This window comes from Acinetobacter sp. 226-1 (assembly GCF_030329325.1).
Lineage (GTDB): Bacteria > Pseudomonadota > Gammaproteobacteria > Pseudomonadales > Moraxellaceae > Acinetobacter > Acinetobacter sichuanensis.
Map to the genome: position 1 here is coordinate 82,245 of NZ_JACANU010000004.1, position 24,846 is coordinate 107,090.

General features: G+C 35.4%; 29 protein-coding genes. 16 read left to right on the plus strand and 13 right to left on the minus strand.

From position 1 onward, the window contains the following. The first annotated feature begins 90 nt into the window (after positions 1–90). The 5 genes from ftsY (at position 91) to HX124_RS09080 (ending at position 4,131) form a co-directional block, all read left to right on the plus strand. Positions 91–1,182, plus strand: coding sequence for a signal recognition particle-docking protein FtsY (ftsY, locus tag HX124_RS09060; RefSeq protein WP_107007720.1), 1,092 nt, complete (start codon positions 91–93; stop codon positions 1,180–1,182). A gap of 165 nt (positions 1,183–1,347) precedes the next feature. After that, positions 1,348–2,031, plus strand: coding sequence for a nitroreductase family protein (locus HX124_RS09065; protein ID WP_286376855.1), 684 nt, complete (start codon positions 1,348–1,350; stop codon positions 2,029–2,031). Between the two features lie 291 nt (positions 2,032–2,322). Then, positions 2,323–2,916, plus strand: a complete 594-nt coding sequence (locus HX124_RS09070; RefSeq protein WP_286382325.1) for a nitroreductase family protein — start codon at positions 2,323–2,325, stop codon at positions 2,914–2,916. Positions 2,917–3,123: 207 nt separating this feature from the next. Further along, positions 3,124–3,300 (plus strand): hypothetical protein, encoded by a 177-nt coding sequence (locus HX124_RS09075; RefSeq protein WP_171405097.1) that lies wholly within the window; start codon positions 3,124–3,126, stop codon positions 3,298–3,300. A gap of 165 nt (positions 3,301–3,465) precedes the next feature. Further along, the gene (locus tag HX124_RS09080) at positions 3,466–4,131 is read left to right on the plus strand and encodes a DUF2057 family protein (protein ID WP_286382326.1); all 666 of its coding nucleotides are present in this window, start codon (positions 3,466–3,468) and stop codon (positions 4,129–4,131) included. A gap of 117 nt (positions 4,132–4,248) precedes the next feature. On the opposite strand, the gene HX124_RS09085 is transcribed toward HX124_RS09080, so the two are convergent. Further along, a complete protein-coding gene (locus HX124_RS09085) occupies positions 4,249–5,193 on the minus strand; it encodes a phosphatidate cytidylyltransferase (protein ID WP_107007715.1) in 945 nt (314 codons plus the stop codon). Continuing rightward, positions 5,190–5,891, minus strand: a complete 702-nt coding sequence (locus HX124_RS09090) for a lysophospholipid acyltransferase family protein (protein ID WP_286376853.1) — start codon at positions 5,889–5,891, stop codon at positions 5,190–5,192. The genes HX124_RS09085 and HX124_RS09090 overlap by 4 nt, the downstream gene beginning before the upstream one ends. Before the next feature lie 188 nt (positions 5,892–6,079). On the opposite strand from HX124_RS09090, the gene ybaK reads away from it, so the two are divergent. Further along, positions 6,080–6,547 (plus strand): Cys-tRNA(Pro) deacylase, encoded by a 468-nt coding sequence (ybaK, locus tag HX124_RS09095; protein ID WP_107007713.1) that lies wholly within the window; start codon positions 6,080–6,082, stop codon positions 6,545–6,547. A 124-nt stretch (positions 6,548–6,671) separates the two neighbouring features. Here the strand turns inward: ybaK and HX124_RS09100 are convergent, their stop codons facing one another. Then, complete coding sequence (locus tag HX124_RS09100) at positions 6,672–8,087, minus strand: cryptochrome/photolyase family protein (protein ID WP_286382327.1); 1,416 nt, start codon at positions 8,085–8,087, stop codon at positions 6,672–6,674. Between the two features lie 112 nt (positions 8,088–8,199). On the opposite strand from HX124_RS09100, the gene HX124_RS09105 reads away from it, so the two are divergent. Further along, positions 8,200–8,391 (plus strand): hypothetical protein, encoded by a 192-nt coding sequence (locus tag HX124_RS09105; RefSeq protein WP_286382328.1) that lies wholly within the window; start codon positions 8,200–8,202, stop codon positions 8,389–8,391. Positions 8,392–8,467: 76 nt separating this feature from the next. On the opposite strand, the gene HX124_RS09110 is transcribed toward HX124_RS09105, so the two are convergent. From HX124_RS09110 to HX124_RS09135, 6 genes are all read right to left on the minus strand, one after another. After that, positions 8,468–9,646, minus strand: a complete 1,179-nt coding sequence (locus tag HX124_RS09110; protein ID WP_286382329.1) for an MFS transporter — start codon at positions 9,644–9,646, stop codon at positions 8,468–8,470. 175 nt (positions 9,647–9,821) lie between these two features. Continuing rightward, a complete protein-coding gene (gene gcvH / locus HX124_RS09115; protein WP_107007709.1) occupies positions 9,822–10,196 on the minus strand; it encodes a glycine cleavage system protein GcvH in 375 nt (124 codons plus the stop codon). Positions 10,197–10,276: 80 nt separating this feature from the next. Further along, positions 10,277–11,308, minus strand: coding sequence for a helix-turn-helix transcriptional regulator (locus HX124_RS09120; RefSeq protein WP_107007708.1), 1,032 nt, complete (start codon positions 11,306–11,308; stop codon positions 10,277–10,279). A 93-nt stretch (positions 11,309–11,401) separates the two neighbouring features. Next, positions 11,402–11,851 carry a MaoC family dehydratase gene (locus HX124_RS09125; RefSeq protein WP_286382330.1) on the minus strand — a complete coding sequence of 150 codons (450 nt, stop codon included), beginning with the start codon at positions 11,849–11,851 and terminating at the stop codon, positions 11,402–11,404. Beyond that, complete coding sequence (locus HX124_RS09130) at positions 11,852–13,714, minus strand: ABC transporter ATP-binding protein (protein ID WP_286382331.1); 1,863 nt, start codon at positions 13,712–13,714, stop codon at positions 11,852–11,854. A 271-nt stretch (positions 13,715–13,985) separates the two neighbouring features. Next, the gene (locus HX124_RS09135) at positions 13,986–14,564 is read right to left on the minus strand and encodes a LexA family protein (RefSeq protein ID WP_107007705.1); all 579 of its coding nucleotides are present in this window, start codon (positions 14,562–14,564) and stop codon (positions 13,986–13,988) included. Positions 14,565–14,848: 284 nt separating this feature from the next. On the opposite strand from HX124_RS09135, the gene HX124_RS09140 reads away from it, so the two are divergent. Further along, a complete protein-coding gene (locus HX124_RS09140) occupies positions 14,849–15,319 on the plus strand; it encodes a winged helix-turn-helix transcriptional regulator (protein WP_286382332.1) in 471 nt (156 codons plus the stop codon). A gap of 9 nt (positions 15,320–15,328) precedes the next feature. Here HX124_RS09140 and HX124_RS09145 read toward each other — a convergent pair whose 3' ends face one another. Genes HX124_RS09145 through tusD form a run of 4 tightly spaced genes read right to left on the minus strand, consistent with a single transcriptional unit; the run spans position 15,329 to position 16,762 of the window. After that, positions 15,329–15,640, minus strand: a complete 312-nt coding sequence (locus HX124_RS09145) for a TusE/DsrC/DsvC family sulfur relay protein (protein ID WP_286376846.1) — start codon at positions 15,638–15,640, stop codon at positions 15,329–15,331. A gap of 52 nt (positions 15,641–15,692) precedes the next feature. Beyond that, positions 15,693–15,977 (minus strand): DsrH/TusB family sulfur metabolism protein, encoded by a 285-nt coding sequence (locus HX124_RS09150; protein ID WP_286382333.1) that lies wholly within the window; start codon positions 15,975–15,977, stop codon positions 15,693–15,695. Positions 15,978–15,999: 22 nt separating this feature from the next. Further along, the gene (locus HX124_RS09155; RefSeq protein WP_286376845.1) at positions 16,000–16,350 is read right to left on the minus strand and encodes a hypothetical protein; all 351 of its coding nucleotides are present in this window, start codon (positions 16,348–16,350) and stop codon (positions 16,000–16,002) included. A 43-nt stretch (positions 16,351–16,393) separates the two neighbouring features. After that, positions 16,394–16,762, minus strand: coding sequence for a sulfurtransferase complex subunit TusD (tusD, locus tag HX124_RS09160; protein WP_107007700.1), 369 nt, complete (start codon positions 16,760–16,762; stop codon positions 16,394–16,396). Positions 16,763–16,832: 70 nt separating this feature from the next. Here tusD and HX124_RS09165 point away from each other — a divergent pair, with 70 nt between their 5' ends. The 8 genes from HX124_RS09165 (at position 16,833) to HX124_RS09200 (ending at position 24,802) form a co-directional block, all read left to right on the plus strand. After that, positions 16,833–17,837 carry an SDR family NAD(P)-dependent oxidoreductase gene (locus HX124_RS09165; protein ID WP_107007699.1) on the plus strand — a complete coding sequence of 335 codons (1,005 nt, stop codon included), beginning with the start codon at positions 16,833–16,835 and terminating at the stop codon, positions 17,835–17,837. Positions 17,838–17,961: 124 nt separating this feature from the next. Next, the gene (fumC, locus tag HX124_RS09170) at positions 17,962–19,356 is read left to right on the plus strand and encodes a class II fumarate hydratase (RefSeq protein WP_286382334.1); all 1,395 of its coding nucleotides are present in this window, start codon (positions 17,962–17,964) and stop codon (positions 19,354–19,356) included. Between the two features lie 239 nt (positions 19,357–19,595). Next, positions 19,596–20,198: a nitroreductase family protein gene (locus tag HX124_RS09175; protein ID WP_286382335.1), complete on the plus strand. Its 603-nt coding sequence runs from the start codon at positions 19,596–19,598 to the stop codon at positions 20,196–20,198. Between the two features lie 120 nt (positions 20,199–20,318). Continuing rightward, a complete protein-coding gene (locus tag HX124_RS09180) occupies positions 20,319–21,185 on the plus strand; it encodes a hypothetical protein (RefSeq protein ID WP_286382336.1) in 867 nt (288 codons plus the stop codon). A 264-nt stretch (positions 21,186–21,449) separates the two neighbouring features. Continuing rightward, the gene (locus tag HX124_RS09185) at positions 21,450–21,887 is read left to right on the plus strand and encodes a DUF2946 domain-containing protein (RefSeq protein WP_107007696.1); all 438 of its coding nucleotides are present in this window, start codon (positions 21,450–21,452) and stop codon (positions 21,885–21,887) included. A gap of 258 nt (positions 21,888–22,145) precedes the next feature. Next, complete coding sequence (locus HX124_RS09190) at positions 22,146–23,603, plus strand: cytochrome ubiquinol oxidase subunit I (RefSeq protein ID WP_286376840.1); 1,458 nt, start codon at positions 22,146–22,148, stop codon at positions 23,601–23,603. Then, a complete protein-coding gene (cydB, locus tag HX124_RS09195; protein WP_286382337.1) occupies positions 23,603–24,607 on the plus strand; it encodes a cytochrome d ubiquinol oxidase subunit II in 1,005 nt (334 codons plus the stop codon). Before HX124_RS09190 ends, cydB begins: the two co-directional genes overlap by 1 nt. Before the next feature lie 87 nt (positions 24,608–24,694). Next, on the plus strand, positions 24,695–24,802 hold the full coding sequence (locus HX124_RS09200; RefSeq protein WP_107007692.1) for a DUF2474 domain-containing protein: 108 nt from the start codon (positions 24,695–24,697) through the stop codon (positions 24,800–24,802). Positions 24,803–24,846 lie beyond the last annotated feature (44 nt).

The following is a 24,846-nucleotide window of genomic DNA, read 5'->3' on the forward strand; positions in this document are numbered from 1 at the left end:
CCTAACTTAAAAACATCTTAAATTCTTATAAAAATGACAATCTGTGCTAAACTCTTTCTTTTTTAATACGATGCTTTTCAAGGACTCGGCATGCAAGAACAGCAAAATAAATTCTTGATTGATGCGGATATCGGTGATGACGATGTCACATTACCTAGTTTACCTGCCGTTAATGTGCCTATTGTTGAAAATAAAATAGAACGAGCAGAGACAACTGCTGTTGTGGCAGAAGCTGTAGAAGAAGAAACAAAAGCAAAAGGTGGCTTCTTTAGCCGCATGAAAGAAGGCTTAACGAAATCTCGTAAAAACTTTGCTGATGGTATGGTCAATATCTTGATCGGTGGCAAAGAAATTGATGATGAGCTACTTGAAGAAGTTGAAGAGCAATTATTGGTTGCCGATATTGGTGTTGAAGCAACTAAAACGATTATTGCAAATTTAACTGAGCGTACTGAACGTGGTGATTTGATCTATTCACATTCACTTTATAAAGCTTTGCAAGAAGAATTGGTGGCTTTGCTTGCACCGCGTGTTAAGCCATTACATATTGACCCAAATAAAAATCCATTTGTGATTTTAGTGGTGGGTGTAAATGGTGTGGGGAAAACCACAACAATTGGTAAATTAGCTAAACGTTTACAAGGTGAAGGTAAAAAAGTGATGTTGGCGGCAGGGGATACTTTCCGTGCAGCAGCAACGGAACAACTTCAGATTTGGGGTGAACGTAATAATATTCAAGTGGTTGCACAAGGACATGGTGCTGACAGTGCTTCTGTAATTTTTGATGCTTTTGAAAGTGCACGTGCAAAAGGTGTTGATGTACTGATTGCAGATACAGCAGGACGTTTGCATAATAAAAGTAACTTAATGACAGAGTTGACCAAAGTAAAACGCGTGATGCAAAAAATTGATGCAACTGCACCTCATGAGGTTATGTTGGTTGTGGATGCAGGTACAGGTCAAAACGCAATTAATCAAGTTGAAATGTTTGATGAAGCAGTTGGCTTAACAGGTTTAACGATCACTAAACTTGACGGTACAGCCAAAGGTGGTGTGTTATTTAATATCGCAAGTCGCACACATGTACCTATTCGTTTTATTGGTGTGGGTGAGAAAATTGATGACTTACGTCCATTCTCAGCGAAGTCATTTGTTGCAGCTTTATTTGAAACTGATAAATAACACGTTAATTTAAATCATAAAAAACTCTGCATTTGTGTGGAGTTTTTTTATTTTTACATGATTTATTGCTATAAAAGTAAACATTAAACTTTGATAAAAATAGATAAAAACCATAAAATACTTACAAAATGTATGTCTTTATTTTTTATTTCTTGGGGAAGTGTAATGACAATTTTATCTAAAATTGGTCATGTTTTGACAACGGAATTGTCAAAAGATTTATTGTTTAAAAAGAAAGACAATGTGTCTGATGAATATCCATTTTTAGAAAATTTACGGAAACGTCGTAGCATATATCATTTAGGGAAAAAAGTTCCTTATCAGAAGGATGAATTAATTCAGTTAATTAAAGAAACAGTTTCGTGTTGTCCTTCGGTACAGAATAGTCAAAGTGCAAGAGTGGTTATTTTAATACAACAATCACATGAACAATTTTGGACAATGGTAAAAGATATTCAACGCCAACACATGCATGAAAAAGCGTATGAAGGTGTGGCGCTAAAAATTGATCAATGCTGTGCAGCTTATGGCACAGTCTTATTTTTTGAAGATCAACAGGTGCTTCAAAAATTACAAAAACTTAAACCCTTACAAGCAGAAGAGTTTGAAATTTGGTCTGAACAAAGCTCAGGAATGGTTCAGTTTGCTGTGTGGGCGCTATTTGCAAGTTTAGGTTTAGGTGCTGCTTTGCATCATTATAATCCAAGCATTAATACTCAAGTGATTGAAAAATATAATTTATCACAACACTGGCAGCTTAAAGCACAGATGACTTTTGGTTCTATTTTAAGTCCAGCTGACGAAAAAATATGTGTAGAGGATGATGAAACATTTCTTGTTTTTTCATAAGTTTAGAAAGAATTATTCATTCATTCAGTTGAAGGTAAAAATACACATTTTAAGGCTGAAAGAAATAGACCAAATAGGATGAGATCACTCAATATTGAAGTAAAATCATGCTTATACAAATAGACCAAATTCAATTGAAAGGTGTATTTTTTATCTTTACTGCTGGGCGTTCTATTTATGCAACATTATGTCATAAAGATATCACTGACGCCTATCATTTAAATGCAATATACTGACTCTATCTTAAGAACACGACCAAAATGGTCAAAGCAATATTGAGGGTAAAATACAATGTCATTTTTAGATCAAATTAAACAACGCCGTACAATTTATGCAATTGGTAAAAATGTAACTTTAGACAATGCAAAAATTGAAGAAACAATTAAAGAAGCAATCAAACAAAGTCCATCAGCATTTAACTCGCAAACTTCACGTGCTGTCACTTTATTTGGTGATTCACATGTTAAGTTTTGGACAATTGTTTTAGAAACTTTACGAAAAATTGTTCCTGCTGAAGCATTTGAAGGTACAAGCAATAAAATTAATAGCTTTATTGCAGGTTATGGCACAGTTTTATTTTATGAAGATCAAGACGTTGTAAAAAGTCTTCGAGAACAATTTGCACTTTATGCAGAAAATTTCCCAATTTGGTCTGAACACTCAACGGGTATTGCTCAATTTGCAACATGGACAGCTTTATCAGAAGCTGGTTTAGGTGCATCATTACAGCATTATAATCCGATTGTAGACGAAGAAGTTGCGCAAACTTTTGATGTTCCAAGCAACTGGAAATTACGTGCTCAATTGGTCTTTGGTTCAGTAGAAGCGCCTGCGGGTGAAAAACCATTTATGGATGATGCTGAGCGTTTTAAAACATTTAACTAATTGAAATTTTATGTGAAAAAGAGAAAGAGTACTAAGGTACTCTTTTTTTATGATATAAAAATAATAGTACTTGGCTGAAAATCTTAACAAGAGGCTATGAGTAGCAATTGATTGAGTGAATAAGGATCAGTTAGTATTTCTAAAAATTTTAAATCACTTAAAAATATGTCAAACAAAGAAAAATGCTTATCATGTGGACATTATAGTGTGCCTACTTTTCGTGGCAATATTTTGCTGACTTTATTGTTATTATGTTTTGCGATTATTCCAGGTGTGATTTATGAAATGTGGCGTAGACAGGGTGGAAAAAGATGTCGATATTGTGGTCAGCAAAATTTTCAGCATTCTAATCGGAATAGTATCCCAGAAAATAAAAATGAATAATGTTTGATTTTCAAATTTTTAAGATATAAGCTAATTTATAAAATTAAGTATTTTCAATAGTTTATGTCTAAAAAATGACTGTAAATGATAATTGTCATAAAATTGTCATGAGGACAGAGCATAGTGCATTAAATTTTACAGTTTATTGACATTTGAGAAATATCTATGCGTTTAAAGTTTGCAGCAAGTATCATGAGTTTAGGTTTAGTGATTGGTAATTCTGCTTTGGCGGCAGTGACGATTACTGCACCTGAAGAAATTGTTGTCTTGGCAGTAAATGATCAGGAAGTAAATACAGGTATTTTTAGAACAAAAAAAAATGAATATAAAGTCGATGCAGGCAATGCCTCAATTAGTGTGCGTTACCAACAATATTTTGAACATTTAAACAGTGAACACGATATTTTAAAATCAGGTGTTGTGACAATTAAAGCGCCTAATTTACAAGATGGGCAAAGTTATAAATTAAGTTTGGTTGATGCACCACAAAGTTTTGAAGCCGCAAAAAAATATGCAGAACAACCTACAGTGGCTTTGTATGATGCTCATAATCAATTAATTGTACAGCAAACTGGGGCAAATAATGAAGCTAAACCTTGGTTATCTGGTGGGCTTTTTGGTCGAGTTTTTGATTTAACAACCACGAAAAAACAAGAGGGTAATCAGCCTGCTCCTGTTTATACAAAATCCCAAACAGCAATGCCGTTGAGTACAACATCGACTGCGGTATCTGTAAATAGTACAACGGCTGATCAGCAAATGATTCAAATATGGCAAAATGCCTCAAAAGTAGAGCGTCAGCGTTTTATGAGTTGGTTGGCAGAACAATAAGTGAATAATCAAGAAATTGTCTAAGTCAATTGAATACGAATAATCAAGAATAACAATAAAGCGTGATACACGCTAAGATGAGTATGTGTTGGATCATTTTCATCTTAGCGTTTTATTTTAGCTCCACCAATAACGTAAAATGTGAAAGAAAATGGGTGCAGAAAAACAAATAGAATCAATACGGTCTAACATGCCGCCATGACCATGAATTAATTGCCCCCAATCTTTTACACCTCGATCTCGTTTGATGGCAGACATCACTAAACCGCCAAAGAAGCCAAAAACACAGACAATAAGCCCAATAAAAGCAGCCTGTAAATAAGTAAACGGTGTTAACCAAGCCATTAATACACCTAAACCTGTCGCAAGTAGAATGCCACCAACTAAACCTTCTACAGTTTTTGAAGGTGATAAAACAGGTGCAACTTTATGTTTTCCAAATAATTTTCCACAAACATATTGTAAAACATCTGAAGCTTGCACCACCATAATCAGCCAAATCGCGAGCCAAATTTTTTCACCTTGAAAATCTGGTAGTTTTAAGTTTAATAATGCAGGAACATGAGAAATACAAAATACGCTGACCATCAGCCCCCATTGAATTTTTGAACTTCGTTCTAAAAAATGAGTGGTATCTTCTTGTTTTAGACTGGCAATCGGAATCAATAAAAAAACATAAAGTGGAATAAAGATAGAATATAATCCGTACCAATCTGTATAAATGAGATAGTACTGATAGGGAATAACAAAATAAAAAGCGATGAGTAACGGGAAATAATCACCACGTCGAGTTGGAAGTAGGCTAATAAACTCTCGTAATGCAAATAAAGAAATGATACCAAATAAGATGATAAATGCAGTTTTACCAAGTAAAATCGCTGCACCAATAACAATCAACATCACCCACCATGCATTGATTCGAGCATTCAGGTTGTCAATCACAGGTGAAGCATTTGCTCCTGTACGTTTTTTTAAAATAAATCCAACACTTGATGCAAAAACTAAAATACATGCAAAAATGCCAAATAAAAGATAAGTTTGTTGTAAATTGTTCAAGGTCATTGGTTTTCAACCTCTTTTAATTTAAGTAATTCTTGTTGTGCATAGGTCAAAAATTCGCTTTTATTCATTTCAAAATGCTGATCTAAAGGGCAACCAAAACACACTGTTGAAAGTAATGGGAGTGGAACAAATGCTCCTTTAGGCATAACACGTCTAAGATTTGAAATCCAAACAGGTACAATTTCAATATGTGGAAATTGTTCATGCAAATTATATAAACCGCTTTTAAACGGTAATAGTTCTACATCATCATTGAGATTTCGTGTGCCTTCAGGAAAGAAAATAATAGAATAACCTTGTTCAAGTGCATCTTTGATGGGTTGTAAAGGGTCTTGATTATTTTCACGATTGCGCCGAATTGTGACACCATTAAAAGTATTTTGAATGAGAAAACGCCTAAATCCATCTTTTAACCAATAGTCTGAAGCTGCAACAGGCTTGGTTTTGCGACGAATAGCGGTGGGCAAAGAAGACCATAATAAAATAAAGTCGATATGACTATTATGATTTGCATAATAAATGCGTTGCTTTAATTCAGGTTCACAACCTAGCCAAAGGCTACGAGCACCTGTTAATAAACGCGCGCCACGTCGTGTGAAAAATGAAATAAAGCGAGCAAGATAGCTAGAAACTCCAGTAGATGAGGGTGTTACTGAAGTCTGTTGGTTATTATCTTGTTGTGGTGCAATTTGAGTCATAATTCAAACCAAAATTGTTATTGTGTGAATATAAGTGCCCAACTTAACTCATTAAAACAAAAGGCGATATGACGAGTAAAGTTGTTTAATTTACATTATGAACAGTAGATATTTAAATAGCCTAAGTTATTTAACATCTAGCCACAGATGACATATAATTACATATCCTCTCCATCTTAATTAAATTTATGACTCCTGCATGTAAAGTTTTGAAATCAAATAAAATTGAATTCTCAATCCATGAATATGAACATGATGTTAATGCAAAAAGCTTTGGTTTAGAGGCTGCAGAAAAATTAGGCTTAAAGCTTGAAGAAGTTTTTAAGACATTAATGGTCACAGATGATAAAAACTATTTTGTTGCTGTTTTACCTGTAAGTCATCAGTTAAATTTAAAGAAAGTAGCAAGCGCATTTGGTGCAAAAAAACTGCATATGGCAGACCCAAAAGATGCAGAACGTTTAACAGGATATTTGGTGGGTGGAATTAGCCCTGTTGGACAAAAGAAACGATTAAAAACAGTCATTTGTTCAAGTGCGGAAGCATTAAATACAATCTATGTCAGTGGTGGGAAACGAGGTTTAGATATCGGGGTTAATCCACATGACTTAGTGAAGGTTTTAGCGGCACATTTTGCAGATATTGTGGATGAATAAGCTGTATTTTTTATCAATGAGAAATGCTTTATTTTATTAGTGTTACTCACAAAGTTACTGATTAAATAATGCTAAAAAACATTCAATCATTTAGCGAGTGAATGTTTTTTAGCTTTTGATTGATTTAAATGAGTTTAAAGGCTTCAATTGCGCGTTTACGACTAAGCCCTAAATCTACAAGAGGATGAGGGTAATTTAAGGCTAAATTAGGGTTTTTAGCAAAAGGTGCATGAATTTGTTTTGCATCTAAATGCGCGAGTTCAGGAACCCAACGTTTAATATATTCACCTTCAGGGTCAAATTTTTGTGACTGAGTGGTTGGGTTAAACACTCGAAAATAAGGAACAGCATCAGTTCCTGTAGATGCACACCATTGCCATCCACCATTATTGGCTGCTAAATCCCCATCAATTAAATGCTGCATAAACCATTTTTCACCTTTTCTCCAATCAATAAGCAAATTTTTTGTGAGAAACATTGCAGTAATCATGCGAACTCGATTATGCATCCAACCAGTTGCTTTTAATTGACGCATACCTGCATCGACAATAGGAATACCTGTTTGACCTTGTTGCCAAGCCTGTAAATGGTTATCATTATTTAACCATTTTATTTTATTGGTATTTTCTTTAAATGGTTGATGTTTAGAAACATGAGGAAAAGTAAATAAAATATGCTGATAAAATTCACGCCATAATAATTCATCTAACCATATTTGTTGCCCATGACCTGATAAGTGAAAGTTCCCAAGTTGTTCGCGAAATAAGCCATGTATACATTGGCGTATTGAAATTGCGCCCATATTTAAATAAGCAGACAGTTGACTGGTTGCGCTGAGATTAGGAAAATCACGTTCCTCAGCATAATATGCTAATTTATGTTCAAGAAAATCATCTAATAACGATTCTGCATGGTTTTCACGTACAGACCATGAGTCTGCTAGATCTTTGTGATCTAGAGCAGCTATATGTTGAGTTATGATTTCCAGATCAAGTGAATCATCTAATGTAATAGAGGATTGTGGTTCAGGTGTTGGGTAACAACTTGGAACTCGAATACTTAAAAGTTCGTAACAGCGTTTTTTAAATGCACCAAAAACTTTATAAGGCTGATTAGACTGATTTAAAATAGAACCAATAGGAAATAAGGTTCGATCATGATAAAGATTAAGCAAAATATTATGTTTACTTAACAGCGCATTGACCTGATTATCCCGTTTTTGTTCATTTACACCCAATTCAATATTTGCAAATACATTTTCAATTTTTAGATCTTGAACGACTGTATAAAGTTGTTGAGGGACATCTTTCCATAATGGAACATCTTGAATGATTAAAGGAATATTCAGTTGTGCTAGCTGCCTTTTTAAGGTTTCTATTTGCCTAAGATAAAGTGAGATTTTACAGGCTGCATCATCATGTTGTTGCCATTGTGCTATGGAAATCATCACTAAAGCAACGCATTTTCCTGTTTGTGAAGCATGCCAAAGGGCTGCATGATCAGTTATTCTTAAGTCTTGTCGAAACCATACCAATTGCATAAAAATACTGTATCTTAAATAAAACAATATAAAATTATAATAAGCTACGGCAATATTTACAGTAGTCTATCTGTGACATACTTTATTGTGATATTTAAAAAGGTAAAAAATAATGTCAATTCCAGAAATACCAAGTGATGAAACATCAGAACTCGTACAACAAGAAGAAACGCAGTCAAATAGCGCAACTGACTTGATCAATCATACAAATCCAATTGATGTGTTAGACTTGGCGGTAGAATTAGGTAAAGGTACTTTAGATCTGATCTCATCTGCTTTAGATAGTCTTGATATTAGCTTTTAATTAGTCTAAAAAATGGCTAATATATTAGATATTTAGGTGTAAAAAAGCCGCATTTAAGCGGCTGAAAATTTTTCTTTTAAGTCGGTTTATGTGCCACAGCAAAGCGATAAAATATTAAACTACCTGCGGTAATTGCAGCACATAATAAATATGCAAAGCTATAATCAAAAAGAGTAATGATCATACCGAGTAAAATAGAGCCTATCGCGATTCCAAAATCATAGCATGTGAAAAACGTTGAAGTTGCATGTCCAATACGATGCTTAGGTGAACGCTGAATCGCCAATGTTTGTAAACAAGGCTGTGCTGAACCAAAACCCATACCAATAAAAATAGCAGCGAGCATAAAACCAAACACAGTTTCCACTTGGCTGAGAACGACTAGACCGACAGCAAATAAAGCAATTGCTGGATAAATCACATAACTAGCACCTTTACGATCATACAATTTTCCTGTAAATGGACGTAAGCTCATCATCGAAATAGCAAACACCACAAAGAATACACTTGCATAAGCCAGTAAATTTCGTGAAGCTGCAAAAGTGGAAATAAATGACATAATGCTGGCATAGGCAAAAGAAATAATCATTGCCATAATAGAAACAGGAATCGCTTTTTTTTCAACAAAATCATGAATGCTAATTTTGCGTTTAGCAGTCATTTGTGGCGGTGAAACACGATTATTTTGTATAGGAATGAAGAAACATAAAGTAAAACCTAAACAAATAATCGCAGCTAAAATACTGGTCACGGTAAAGTATGACGTTGATTGAATCAATGTCAAACCCATTAAAGGTCCAAGGACAATACCTAGATTAATAGACATAACAAAATAACCCATTCCTTCACCTTTACGTTTTTCAGGAATAAAGTCATTGGCAATAGGCACAGTCACTGTGGTTAAAATACTAAACCAGATGCCATGTAAAAAGCGAATGACCATGAGCATAGTTAAACTATCTGCAAGAAGATACGCAATTGCAAAAAGACAAAAGAGCGTTTCTGAAATATAGAGCGTTTTTTTTCGCCCAAATTTTTCAATGATTAATCCACTAAATGGACGCACAGCAATAGACGAAACCATAAATAAGGTCATCGCTAAACCTGCTTGTGCCAAACTACCATTTAAATCTTGCAGAATATAAATAGGAAGAATTGTGGTTTGTGCGAAATAAAAAATGAATAAAAATAAGTTGTTGGCTAAACAAAGAATAAAGGATTTATTCCATAAATGTTGCGCATTTACAGTTGACATAAATAACCTGAATGTTGGGAGAGAGCGAGGCAGCAAAAAAGCTGTCATTTAAAGCAAAGAAATTTTGTTTAATTTTAATACAATGTTGAACGTGAGTATAGTGGAAAATTCAATTAAAAGATGTAAAAAAGGAATCTAAAAAGATTCCTTTTCACAGAGGGTAAAAATCTATGATTTATAAACCCGCTTCATATTCAGTATGACTTAATAATTTTTCAACATCGGCAATATTATCGGCTTTGATTTTATAGATCCAACCTTTGTCATAAGGTGCATCATTCACAAAATCTGGATCATCTTCAAGCGCTGTATTGATTTCTACAACTGTACCTGAAACAGGCGCATGGATATCTGAAGCTGTTTTTACAGACTCAACAACACCAACAGCTTCACCTGCGGTAATTTGACGACCAACTTCTGGGCTTTCTACATAAACAAGATCACCTAAAGCATCTTGTGCATGATCAGAAATACCTGTGATGATCAGATCACCTTCAATACGTACCCATTCATGTGTTGCTGCATACTTCAATTCAGCAGGATGATTCATGTTGACTCCTTAAAAAGACTTCAATTTATTTTTCTACGTGTTATACAGGTTTTTGTTACAAAACAAAAGATTTAAAAATGCTATAGATATGGGTCTTTACGCCAATTGCTTGGACTGCGTCCGCTCCAACGTTTAAAAGCACGGCTAAAATTTGCAACATCACTATAGCCAAGTTCATCTGCGATTTGCTCAAGTGTATAGTCTGTTCGTGACAGTAAAGAGGTTGCATGACGATAACGAACTTCATCAACTAAGGTGGAAAAAGAAGTCCCTTCAGCTGCAAGTTGACGCTTTAAAGTTCGGTCTGACATGTGCAAGCGATCAGCAACATTTTCAATGCTTAAATAATGCTGTTCTGAATGCGTCAAAATGTCGCGAACACGCATAGATAAGCGACGACGTTCACCAATTGCAGAAAGCTCCGCTTCACATTGATTGATAGCAATCTGGCTAGCGATAGGGTCTGCATTGACCATCTTTAAACCTAAATAGGATTTATCAAAACTTGCAATTAAATGTGGCTGCTCAAAACGCATTTGATAGCGATTTTGTAATTTATCAATGTATTTATCAAAGCCTTCAGGTTTAGGGAAGTCAAAGTCAATATCACCTCGTAAATCGTCTATACCTGTAAGTGCACGCGCCATCGTCATAATGCCAAAGGTTAGACCCATTAAAATTTCAGTTCTTAATGGTTCTATATCGATATCACATTGCAATTGTAAAGTTGCTTTTTCACCAAAAGTAGAAAAATACAATTGTAAAAATGGCATTCGCAGTTGAATAAAGCGGTTCGCAAGTACAAGGGCATCGGTAATATCATTTGCTGTCATAATGGCATAGCCAATAAAACCATGAATTGAAATACGCATTTGCGTACCAATTTGATAACCTAATGTACTTTCACCTGTTAACTTTAGCGCTTGTTTGACTAATTCATTTGCAATAGGTGTCGGAATACGAAAATCGGGTTCCGCCAACTGTTCACTATTAAAAGAAAAAGGCGCAAAAAAAGTTTCAGCGCTGTAGCCCCATCTAGAAACAATATCTAGTAATAAAAGTCCATAAACACCAGGGATTCCCTGATCTTGGCGAGCTGAAGTGTTCTTCATATGCTATCCGTTGCTCTCAACATATGTGTTTAAATTACATATTGTCATGATTCTAATCAAAAACCATAAAAATTGTAAGACAAAATTTAGCTTTTAATTTTCTTGAAAATGTCGATTAAAAACAACAATTTTAGTTGTTGAAATCAGTAAAACATCACCATTTTGATTTTTTGCTTGTGTGATATAACTCACAATACCACGGTCAGCTTTGGTTTTTGATGGCGTGATGGAAACGATTTCAACTTCAACTGATATTTTATCGCCTGCGCGAGTTGGTCGTGGCCAACGTAAATTAGAATCTGAACCAATCAAGCCATAAGCAACAGGAAAACATTCTGTCCAAAGCCGCATGACAATGGCTGACGTATGCCAACCACTGGCTGCAAGTCCTTGAAAAATAGGATGGTTTTTAGCTTTTTCTGGATCTGTATGAAAAACTTGAGGATCGTATTTTTGAGCAAAATCTAAAATTTCTTCTAAGGTGATTTCATATTCACGACTTTGAAATTGATCGCCCACATTTAGATCTTCTAAATACAACATTTATTTATCTTCCTTTTCTTTCATACGCTGTTGTTCAACTAAAAAACCACCTGTTTGTCTTTGCCATAAACTTGCATAAATACCATTTTGGGTGATTAAATCTTCATGACGACCTTGTTCCACAATTTTACCTTGATCTAAAACAATCAAGCGATCCATTTGGGCAATGGTAGATAAGCGATGTGCAATTGCAATAACTGTTTTATTTTGCATCAAATCATCTAAACTTGATTGAATAGCAGCTTCAACTTCAGAATCTAAAGCACTGGTTGCTTCATCTAAGATTAAAATAGGTGCATCTTTTAAAAATACTCGAGCAATAGCAATACGTTGTCGTTGACCACCAGAAAGTTTTACACCGCGTTCACCGACATAAGCATCATAACCTGTACGACCACGTAGATCAGAAAGTTGAGGAATAAACTCTTCAGCTTTGGCTTTTTTTACAGCTTCAAACATTTCTTCATCGGTTGCATCTGGACGACCATATTTAATATTCTCTGCTACAGTTCGATGTAATAGAGAAGTATCCTGTGTAACCAAAGCAATATTTTTGCGTAAACTATCTTGAGTTACATCTTCAATATTTTGCCCATCAATAGAAATACGACCTTGGTTGATTTCATAGAAATGTAAAAGAAGTTGGATTAAAGTAGATTTTCCTGCGCCAGAACGCCCAACAATCCCGATTTTTTCACCTGCTTTAATATCTAAGTTAAAGTGATCAATCACGTTTTTATTGTTATAAGCAAAACATACATCTTGAAACTTGATATTACCTTGTTGAATTTTTAAGGGTTGAGCATTTTCTTTGTCTTGAATTTTAATCGGTTTGCCGAGCGTATTCATACCATCTTGAATTGTCCCGACATTTTCAAATAGCATTGAAGTTTGCCACATCATAAACTCAGCCATACTATTGAGTTTTAAGATCATAGCCGTTGTCGCAGCAATTACACCAATCGCAGCTTGACCTTGCAACCATAACCAAACGGCTGTACCCAGCACGCCAAAAAACAAAACAAAAGTGAGTAAATTAATGCAAATTTCATACATTGAGCCTAAGCGCATTTGGTGAAATACAGTTACCATGAACTTTTGCATAGAGGCTTTGGCATATTGACTTTCACGACCTGCATGTGCGAATAACTTAACCGTTTGAATATTGGTATAAGCATCCGTTACACGACCTGTCATTTCAGCACGTGCATCAGCTTGGGCTTTAGAAACTTTACCTAAACGAGGAATAAAATAATAAGCAGCAGAAATAAAAAGCACTAACCAAATGAGTAAGGGAACTAATAAAATTGGAGAAATTGCGCCAAGTACCACACTAATCGTAATAAAATAAATCACGACATAAGTGACCATGTCACCCAAAATGACCCAAAATTCACGTACAGCCAATGAGGTTTGCATGACTTTAGCGGACAAACGTCCTGCAAAGTCATTATGGAAGAAGTCTAAGCCTTGACGTAGCAATAAATTATGAAATCTCCAACGCAAACGCATCGGAAAACTACTATAAAGTACCTGATGACGAATAATAGATTGCATATTTGCAAAGAAAATATTGGCAATTAAGAACATCGCCAAAATAATTAAATTATTCTGATGATTTTCTAAAAAGGTTTCAGGTGTAGATTGTGTCAACCAATCGACTAAGTGCCCAATCTGTGAGAAAAATATAGCCTCAAAACTTGCTGTTGCCGCAGTAAATAGAATCAGCAGAGCTAAATACTTTTTTACACCTGTAGCAGCCTGCCAAACAAAAGCAAAAAATGTTTTAGGCAAAGGTTCATTGAGTCCCTCATTTGGATAGGGATCAACGCGATTTTCAAACCATTTTAATAGATTGTTCATACTAGAAAGTGACACCCTTTAGTCGTCAATGAATTAAATGATGTGAATCAATACAAATGTTTAAACAGTTGACTCATACATGCGATTTAATCAATTAGGGTAGGATAACATGAGCAAGTTGTAATATTAAAACTCTATTCAGAACTTTTGAAAATTGTAAACGTCCAAAATAAGTATAAATTGTCTAAAAAAACAGCTTACTGCATGCTGCAAAAGCTCAAATACTGCTTCGTTTTACAAGTAATAAAACAGAAAAACTGAGCGTTAAGAGCTATTTTAAATTTTTAATCACACGTGTTACGACACCCCAAATCAGCATTTCTTGACCTTCGTTAAAATGAATATCTGGAAATTCAGGGTTTTCTGCTTGTAACCATTTTTTATCACCGTCGATCATCAAACGCTTAACTGTAAAGTCATTGTCAACTAAGGCTACGACAATATTACGATTTTTTGCCTCTATGCTACGGTCTACAATCAAATCATCATCTACATCAATGCCTGCACCAAGCATCGACAATGATGCAACTTTAACGACAAAAGTTGTATTTGGGTTTCGAATAAGATATTCATTAAAATCAATTGATTGTTCGGTATGGTCTTGTACTGGAGAGGGTAATCCAGCAGCAATTTTAGTTTGAGCAAGTGGAATAGAGATCGACGTCTTTGCTTCAAAAACAGCAATTGATGCAATTTCCTGTACTTTTTTCATTTGCGCTTTTTGCGTTAAATATTGTTTAACTTCATTCACTTTTGATTTTGGAATATGAATCATTTCTAGTTCTTCATGAGCATCTGATGAGGAATAAATTACTTCATTTGTTACATTAGAATTACTTGAAATCGTCATATCTTTATTCTTAAAAAATTAAATCTTTTTAAATATTATAGAGAGATTGGAACAATATCAAATTTAAAAAATATTTATTTTCAATGAGATAAATAGTGATTTTTTATTTTAAATGTAATTCATAAAGATATACATTGTCATTACAATTTTGGTTTTTACGTCATAATTCAAGTAATACGTTGTATGATCAAACATTATATTTAACAATGACTAAAAATAATACTTTAAAAAGTATGACGAGATCATTACATTAAGCCAAAGAAAGTCAAAAAGTTGAGCGTCTAATGAAGTGGGATGATATCGGTGAGCAACCTTGTCCAATTGCACGTATTTTATCTGTCATCGGAGACCGTTGGACATTTTTGATCATTCGAAATGCATTTATGGGGATACGTCGTTTTGATGCATTTCAACAAGGCTTAGGTGTAACTCGGCATGTTTTGTCAGAACGTTTAAAGCGTTTAGTTGAGCATGAAATTTTAGTCAAAACGCCTTATAAAGAAAAACAAGAACGCTTTGAATATCAACTGACTGAAAAAGGGCATGCCTTATATCCTGTATTATTGACGATGGCGCATTGGGCAGAGCAATGGATGGATCCAAAATTTGAACGTCCAGTTGAGTTTGTGCATCGACCTTGTCAACATCGGTTAAAGCCTGTGCTGATCTGTTCAGATTGTGGTGAACCTCTACAAGCAAAGCACATCAAACCTATTTTTAATGTGCTCGAAAATATGACAGCGAAGTCATCATAAAATAGCGTGTTATAGACAGTTAGCCGGTTTCGGAACGCCAGCTAAGCGACTTAAATGACGGGCAACTAAACCTGTATTAAATCTTTCTTGTAGCATGGCGTTATTGATATCAGCATTCACTGTTTTCATGAGAAACTTAATTAGGGGGCGCGTTGCAGGAGAATGCCCAAATTGAGCGTAAAATTGGCGAACTGCTTGTAAAATTTCAAAATGCCAAGCGTTTAGTTCTAAATCTAAACTTTGTGCTAATTGCTGAGCAACACGTTCATCCCAAATGGTGTAATCCACCAAATGCCCATCTTGGTCTAACTCTAAAGTCATAAAATAGCCTAAGCAGATAGGGCAAACCTATCTAATAAAATCAAACAAAAGATTATTTTAAACTGATACAACGCTTAAAGTCTAAAATTAAGTCTGCAAACTCAGCATAAGAAAGCACTTTAATATATTTTGGTAAATCAGCCACCCATAAGTCTAGATCTGAAGCCAAAATATAAATCTGACAATCATCAGATAAACGTTCATCATCTGCAAATAAAACAGCATCTCCCATTAAAACAAGAATATCTTGAGGGGTACTCATCATCTTGAATTGTTCAATATGTGCTGATGTTTTCGCAAATTCAGATTGCATTAAAAATAAAGTAGGTTCTGACATTTATATTCTCTTATTTCTGCGTTTACCAATACAGCACATGATCAAAATCGTGGAGGAATTCTGGATTTAAATCAATAAATTCAATTTGTTGTTGTGAATGCGTAACAAAAACTGAATTTTTATCCTTATTTTCTACCAAAATAGGGGTGAGATCATAGAACTCAAAACTATCTAGCATGTTAGATGCTAATTTAAATGGATGTTTTTTTGCATCAAAAAGCAGATCAGATTTTAGTAAACTGAGTGCTGATTCTTTAAGTAAGACTTTGACTTCACTACCAAAAGTTGCCAAAACCATTGTTGCTGAAATACTTTCATTGACTTGTAAATGGTTGAGGTTTGGGTGAGTTAAAATGACGAGTACAGTTTTCACACAATTTACCTTTTAATTGCAACACTTAATTGAAAATAACATCTTAGAATTGAAGGAGTCGATCACAGGATTCAACTGCATCTGCAAGTTCTCCTAAGCCGACTAACTCAAAGCCTTCGGCAAGGTTATGTGTTGAAATTTGATGACGTTTAGCATTTTCCTGATCTGTGATACCTCGTGCTAGGGCAGCACTGACACAAACAGGTAAGCGTATGGCTAGCTGTTGCCATTCATGGGTTAAATTACGTTGATCATCAGGCACCCACTGCAAGCCATTTGCAACAGTGACAGCATCTTGATAGAAGAAAACACGAAAATCTTGATTTTTTGCTTGTAAAGCCTGTGCTAAGCCTAAGGCATGCCAAGCATGAACTGAATTAGGCGTAGAGGTGATTAGTAATAGAGTACTCATTGAAACTTCACTTGAAGATTAGATGGTAAAGGCAATGTCATTTACACTTGATAAAAATAGGTAGTATACAATGATTTTAGTGACTGGTGGTTTAGGCTTTATAGGCTCGCACGTGGTGATAAGCTTGCTTGCTCAAGGGCAAGAGGTCGTCATTGTGGATAACTTAGCCAATTCAAATTTACATACTTTAGAACGACTTGAATATATTTCAGGAATGTATATTCCTTTTGTCAAAATCGATGTTCGAAATACACCCGCTTTAAATAAAGTTTTTGAGCAATATTCGATTGATGCTGTCGTACATACCGCAGGATTTAAGGCACTTGAAGAGTCTAAATTAAAACCACTTGAATATTATAATGATAATGTGAGTTGTATTATGAGTTTATTACGCTCAATGCAACGTACAGGTGTACGAACTTTAGTTCATTTATCAAGTTTAGCTGTTTATGGAAAGTCGAGTTTAGAACTCGATGAATCGGTTGAGTTTAATTATTCTTATGAAAATCCTTACATTAAATCTCAACAAATGATTGAGGAAATTATTAAGGATACATGTAAAACTGATAATGAATGGCGCATTGCGATTTTACGTCTAGCAAATGTTGTGGGAGCGTTTGAACATGGCGTATTAGGCGAGTTTGTAAATCCTTTACCGAAAAACATTGTACCGATGCTTTTACAAGTCGCAGCGCAGCAAAGAGATGTGATTGAGTTACAAAACCAAGCTGCAACTGCGGATGGAACAGTTGAGAGAAGTTTTGTTCATGTATTGGATGTATGTGATGCAGTTCAAGCCAGTATATTGTGGTTGCAAAACCAGTTTAATATATGTGAAAGTTTTGATATCGCAGGGCAACCTAGCTCAATTCAGAATTTAATTGATATTGTTGCGGAAGTAACACAAGCTCAAATTCACACAGTAGATGCAAGTTATATCTACCAAGAACTCGCTCAAGTAGGTTCAAAAAGTAACAAGGCTGAAAATATACTTAAATGGACTGCGAAGCGATCTTTAAGCACAATGATCCAAGATGAATGGCGATTTTATCAAAATACATTAAATCATGGGTAAATTAAGCTATATTTGATAATGATTATTGTTTACAATTGTATTAATATTGATTAGCATGCAGAAAATGCAATAAATAGCATTTTAACATCATGATAAATCGTTATTAAGTGAGCAAGAGGTGAGTATGCAGACACGTATTGAACATGACACCATGGGAGAGGTAGAAGTCCCAAGTGAAGCATTATGGGGTGCGCAAACACAACGTAGTATACAAAACTTTAAAATTGGTCATGAGCATTTACCACGTCCCATGATTCGTGCGATGGGATTAGTCAAAAAGGCTGCTGCAATTACAAATGCAGAACTTAAACAAATTCCAGATGAGCTTAAAAATTATATTGTAGATGCCGCAGATGAAGTGATTTCAGGACAATGGGATCACCAATTTCCTTTGGTTGTTTGGCAAACAGGTTCTGGCACACAAAGCAATATGAACTGTAATGAGGTCATTGCGAATATCGCCAACCAAAAATTAGGCAATCCTTTAGGCTCACAAAAGCCAGTTCATCCAAATGATCATGTCAATCGTGCACAGTCTACAAATGACTCATTTCCTACTGCTATTCATGTTGCTGCTGCATTACACATCAATGAATTACTCATTCCTGCTGTACAAAGATTGCGAAACACATTGCATGCAAAGTCAGAAGCCTTTAACGATATTGTTAAAATTGGACGTACCCATTTACAAGATGCTACGCCTTTAACTTTGGGACAAGAATTTAGTGGTTATGTGCAACAACTGGACAATGGTATTAAGCGTTTAGAGCAAGCACTGGTTTGGTTGTATGAGTTACCTTTAGGCGGTACAGCTGTGGGTACAGGTTTAAATGCTCACCCTGATTATGCTGAACAAGCAGCCGCACAATTGTCAGCTTTAACCTCGTTACCATTTATCAGCAATCCAAATAAGTTTGAGGCTTTAGCTGGGCGTGATGCTGCTGTTTTTGCTTCAGGCGCGTTAAAAACTTTAGCTGCGAGTTTAAATAAAATTGCCAATGACATTCGTTGGTTAGCAAGTGGACCGCGTTGTGGTTTTGGTGAAATACATATTCCTGAAAATGAGCCTGGTTCAAGTATCATGCCAGGGAAAGTAAATCCAACACAATGTGAAGCAATGACAATGGTGGTTGCACAGGTCATGGGCAATGACACAACGATTAACTTTGCTGGTGCATCTGGAAATTTTGAACTGAATGTTTTTATGCCTGTGATTGCATTTAATTTAATTCAATCTATTCAATTATTAGGTGATGCTTGTAATAGTTTTGACGAGCATTGTGCAGTAGGGATTGAGCCAAATCGTGAAAAAATAGACTATTTCTTACATAATTCATTGATGTTAGTTACAGCTTTAAATCCTGTGATTGGTTATGAAAATGCAGCAAAGGTTGCAAAAACAGCATATAAACAAGGCAAAACTTTAAAAGAAGTCGCAGTGGAGTTGGGCTTTGTCAGTCCAGAACAGTTTGATGAGGTTGTACAACCTGAAAAAATGGTTCATCCAAATGTCAAATAAACATGATTAAGTTTTAATGAAAATGCCAATTTTGTATTGGCATTTTTTATATCAGAGAACATCTTTTTTCAAAAAATGATATATAAATCATGATCTTTTATATGTGAAAAAGAAGATTTTTCACTATTTTTTTGTTCTAATAAATAAATCGTTATTAAACACATATTGTTTATTTTTATTTAATAATTAACTGGCGTTGTCTGGTATTTCCCCGAGAAAATAGCAAAGGATTTTTAAAAATGTCGAATCATTTTTTAGATTTAATTGAAAATAGACGAACAATTTATGCGATTGGACGCCGTGTTGAGCAAACACCTGAGCAGTTAACTGCCTTAATTCAAAATGCAATCAAGCAAAGTCCATCTTCGTTTAACTCCCAGTCTTCACGTGCTGTTATTTTATTTAATCAACAACATGAAAAATTTTGGCAATTGGTGAAAGAAAAATTGCGTAGCTATGCTGTGGATGAAGTTGCTGCAACAAAAACCAATACACGTATTGAAAGCTTTAAAGCAGGTTTTGCAACGGTTTTATTTTTTGAAGATTTGGATGTAGTGAAACATTTGCAGGATCAATTTCCATTATATGCAGATAATTTCCCCATTTGGTCAGAGCATTCAACCGCAATTGCTCAGTTTGCGACATGGACAGCATTGCATACAGAAGGTTTAGGTGGTTCTTTACAGCATTATAATCCAATCGTAGATGATCAAGTTCATGCTGAATGGGAGATTCCTGCGAGTTGGAAATTGCGCGCACAATTCGTCTTTGGTTCTATTGAAGCACCTGCAACAGAAAAAACATATATTGAAGATCAAGTACGCTTTAAAATTTTTAAATAGTTTTCATTGATTTTTATATTGTCAGTAAAGCGAGTGATTGATCACTCGCTTTTGTATACATGATATTACTGCTGATTTATGATTGTTATATCATACTATTGTTTTTGCAAAATTATATAAATGGCTAAGATACGACATCGTAAACATCATAAAAAATTTGATCCCAATAAAATTCATTTACATCATTTAAGACAGCAGTGGGTGGAACAACAGGTTATAGAAAGCCAATTACGCAAAGATCAAACTTTTAAAACTAAGTATTATAAACAGCAGTTTGATTTACCACTCAAGGGTAAGCCTGCGTATGTTGTGAGTATGATCATTAAATATTTTATTTTGGTTTTTATTTTGCAATTGATCTTTTGTGTGTGGATTGTTTTTTACACAATTTTTGAAGATGTATTTGAGTTTATTAAATTCCTTGATCCTGAGGTGTTTATGGAGGTACATACCACCATCTTTTTGAGTCTGTTGTTGGTTTTACCGATTTTTATTTTGTTTTATAGAAATATATCTACATCTCAATCCCAAGCAATCATCCAAAACTTTCAGATTTACCCTGATACTGTCGCGATTCTTTTTACAGATGGTTCAACTGAGCAGATCCATTATTGTGATATTGATTCTGTTCATATGGTCTCGGTAGGGAAAACACATCGGATGGAAATACGCTATACATTAGCACATAAGAAGGAATTACAAGATTATCCTCGAATGTTTGAGTTGGATTTTACGTTCAAGAAAGTATTTTTTCTCAAAAATAAATATCAAATGTATAGTGCTTTCTTACAACAACTGCAAATTAAAAATCCGAGTGCAAAAATTTATACAGGTTTTTGGTATAAAAGTTATTTTAATATGGAAAATTTTCAGTTAAATGAAAGACGATTATTTTTATTAAAATGGTCAAATGTTCTGTTTTGGGTGGTTTTCATTAGTGTTAGCTTTGCAGCTATTTTTTATCCTGACTATCAACATCTGCTTTGAATTCAATATTTCAAGTATTTATAACGCTGTTTGAGCTTATTTTATCAGGATTTAAATATTATTTAGAAAACATATAGGTATTGCAATAAAAACATGAAATAGGCTTTAAAAACCTAAAAATATGGACTATAGTTGAAAGAGTAAAGTTGAGTGATGTGCTTGGTTTTTATTCAATATTGTCTAATTTAGTAGATCTAATCTAGTATTGAGTGTCTTTCAAGTTGTTATTCAGCACCGCCTTTTATTCAATATGAGCAATCAATTGTGCTAAGACGTAGTGGGCTGTTGCTAGCATTTGCAACAGTATTGTTACAGATTGCGGTTTTCTTACAGCCGCTATTGCCTGAGCAATATCAAATTGCTCCGGTCTGTGAACACATTACGCATTCTTTATTGCATCCTGACGGTGATGAATCAGATCCTGTACATCAAACCAGTTTTATTCATCATTATCTACATTTAGATCAGTCTGCGCAAAACTCAGATCATCACGATCATCAGCATGATATCAATCATCAATGTCAATATTGTGTGGTCTATGGCAATTTAGTCTTACCACCCGAGTTTGGCATTAGTGAAGTCTTTGTACGCTTACAAGTCAGATTGATTGCTTATAGCAAAACATTTCAGCATGTTTATTTTGCTTTACAGCGTCTCTATTTAATTCCCCAAGGACGAGCCCCGCCGTTCAGCTTTGCATAAAACTATTCAATGATTTTTTGTTCTAAATTTCAGAATAAAACAATCAATTTACGAATTTATTATGTAGAGATTTATCATGAAATTTCCAAAAATGGTGGGAAGAAATATACTCATCTTGAGCTTGGGTTTGGTTAAAAAAACTACAAACATAAAGCAACAGACGAGTAATAAAACGAGCGTTTATGCTGATTTAGTAAAACAACAATATTCCTGTGCAGTGTTTAGCATTGAACTGCCTCAAAACAGTAAGGTGATGTTATGACTTTAGGACTTACAGCACTAGAACTGGCACGTATTCAGTTTGCTTTTACAGTGTCTTTTCATATTATTTTTCCAGCTATTTCAATTGGTTTAGCAAGCTTTTTAGCTGTTTTAGAATGGCGATGGCTAAAAACCAAAGACCCTGTGTATCAGGACTTATTTAAATTTTGGGTGAAAATATTCGCGGTTGCATTTGGTATGGGGGTCGTATCAGGTGTGGTGATGAGTTATCAGTTTGGTACCAACTGGAGCGAGTTCTCACGGGTGGCAGGTTCTGTAACAGGACCTTTATTGACCTATGAAGTGTTGAGCGCCTTTTTCCTGGAGGCAGGTTTTCTCGGTATTATGCTGTTTGGTTGGGGGCGTGTTGGTCCACGTGCACACTTTTTTGCAACCGCGATGGTCGCAGTAGGTACTTGTATTTCCATGTTTTGGATTTTGTCTTCAAACAGTTGGATGCAGACACCACAAGGTTTTGCGATTGAAAATGGCATTATTGTTCCAACCGATTGGTTTGCCATCGTATTCAACCCATCATTTCCATACCGTTTAGCACACATGGCTGCGGCTGCATTTTTAGTGTCTGCTTTGTTGGTTGCTTCAACTGCGGCATGGCATTTACTCAAAGGTCGCCGTGATGCCTTGGTGAAAAAATCTTTTTCTATGGCAATGTGGATGATCCTGATTCTTGCACCATTACAAGTGTTGATTGGCGATAATCACGGTTTAAATACCTTGAAACATCAACCTGCAAAATTGGCTGCGATTGAAGGGCATTGGGAAACCAATAAAGGCGAGGGCATGCCGTTATATTTATTCGGTATTCCTGATATGGAAGCGGAAGAAACCAAATATGCGATTGGTATTCCTAATCTTGGAAGCCTGATCATGACACATACGATGGATGGTGAAGTTAAAGGCTTAAAAGAATTTGCCAAAGAAGACCGTCCAAATTCATTGGTGGTGTTCTGGAGTTTCCGCATCATGGTTGGGCTTGGTATGTTGATGATTGCATTAGCATTCTTTGCTTTGATTTTGCGTAAAGGTGGCAAGCTGTATGAAAATAAATGGTTACATCGTTTTGCTTTTGTGATGGGACCATCAGGATTTATTGCACTACTTGCAGGTTGGTTTACCACTGAAGTTGGTCGTCAACCGTGGGTGGTTTATGGGGTAATGCGCACCAAAGATGCATTATCGCCTGTATCGGCAGAGCAAGTGGGTCTAACGCTGATTATTTTTGTGGTGGTGTACTGCGTGGTGTTTGGCATCGGGATTTATTACATGCTGAAACTGATGCATAAAGGTCCGCAATTTATTCATGCAACGCCAGAAGGTGCAATTCACAGCGAAGAGGCGGTGATTCTTGCCTCAAAACGTCCATTGACCAGTGTAGAAGAAAGCGTTGACTCAGATTTGAATGCTGGCAATAGCAATGAACAGGAGCGTAAATAATGATTGATTTATCTCTGATTTGGATTGTGATTATTGCCATTGGCGTGTTTATTTATGTGGTGTTGGATGGTTTTGATCTAGGCATCGGGATTTTATTCCCATTCTTCAAAGACCAACATGAACGTGATGTGATGATGAATACCGTTGCACCTGTATGGGATGGTAATGAAACGTGGATGGTACTCGGTGGTGCAGCCTTATACGCGGCATTTCCATTGGTCTATGCAACGGTTTTGTCTGCATTGTATATGCCGATCATTTTGATGGTGATTGCTTTGATTTTCCGTGGTGTGGCATTTGAATTTCGTTTTAAAGCCAATCGCACCAAGCATTTTTGGGACAAGTCCTTTATTGGCGGTTCAATCTTGGCGAGTTTCTTTCAAGGGATGATCTTGGGGGCTTATATTCAAGGCATTAAAGTCGAAAATCATATGTATGCAGGTGGTGGTCTGGATTGGTTAACACCATTTACCATTTTTACAGGCATTGGCGTGGTGGTGCTTTATGCTGCATTGGGTTGTACGTGGTTGATTTTTAAAACCGAACTTGATTTACAGGATCGTATGTACAAACTCATGCCGAAAATGATCATTGCATTATTTGTGATTTTTGGTGCAGTCAGTATTTATACACCTATGGCACATCCTGAAATTGCAGAGCGTTGGTTTAGTCAGCCGCAATTGATGTATTTCAGTCCTGTACCGATTTTAGTGGTGATTTTTACATGGCTGGTATTACGTGCATGTAAACAACGCGCTGAATTAAGCCCGTTTATTTATACTTTGGCATTGGTATTCTTAGCCTATACAGGCTTTATGATCAGTCTTTGGCCTTATGTGATTCCGCCATCCATCACCATTTGGGAAGCCGCTGCTCCTGAAAGTAGTCAGCTTTTTGCTTTGATTGGCGCCTTGATCTTGATACCAATTATTTTGATCTATACAGGACTGTCGTATTGGGTATTCCGAGATAAAGTCCGTATTGGTGATGACGGTTATCATTAATCAGGTGTTGTTATTTTAAATTGGGTGAATGTCTGAGTGATTGAAAACAAAGACATTCACTTTAAATAAACGCAAAGGAGATGAAAATTGAAATTGTCTCAGACTCAATGGTTTATTGTGCTTTGGATCGGTGGTTTTCTGACTTTATTAATCATTGCAGGATTTTTTAGAATGCTGATTCAGTTGGCATATTAATGTAAATTTATTGTTACAATCAAAATTTAGTCATTAAAATAAGA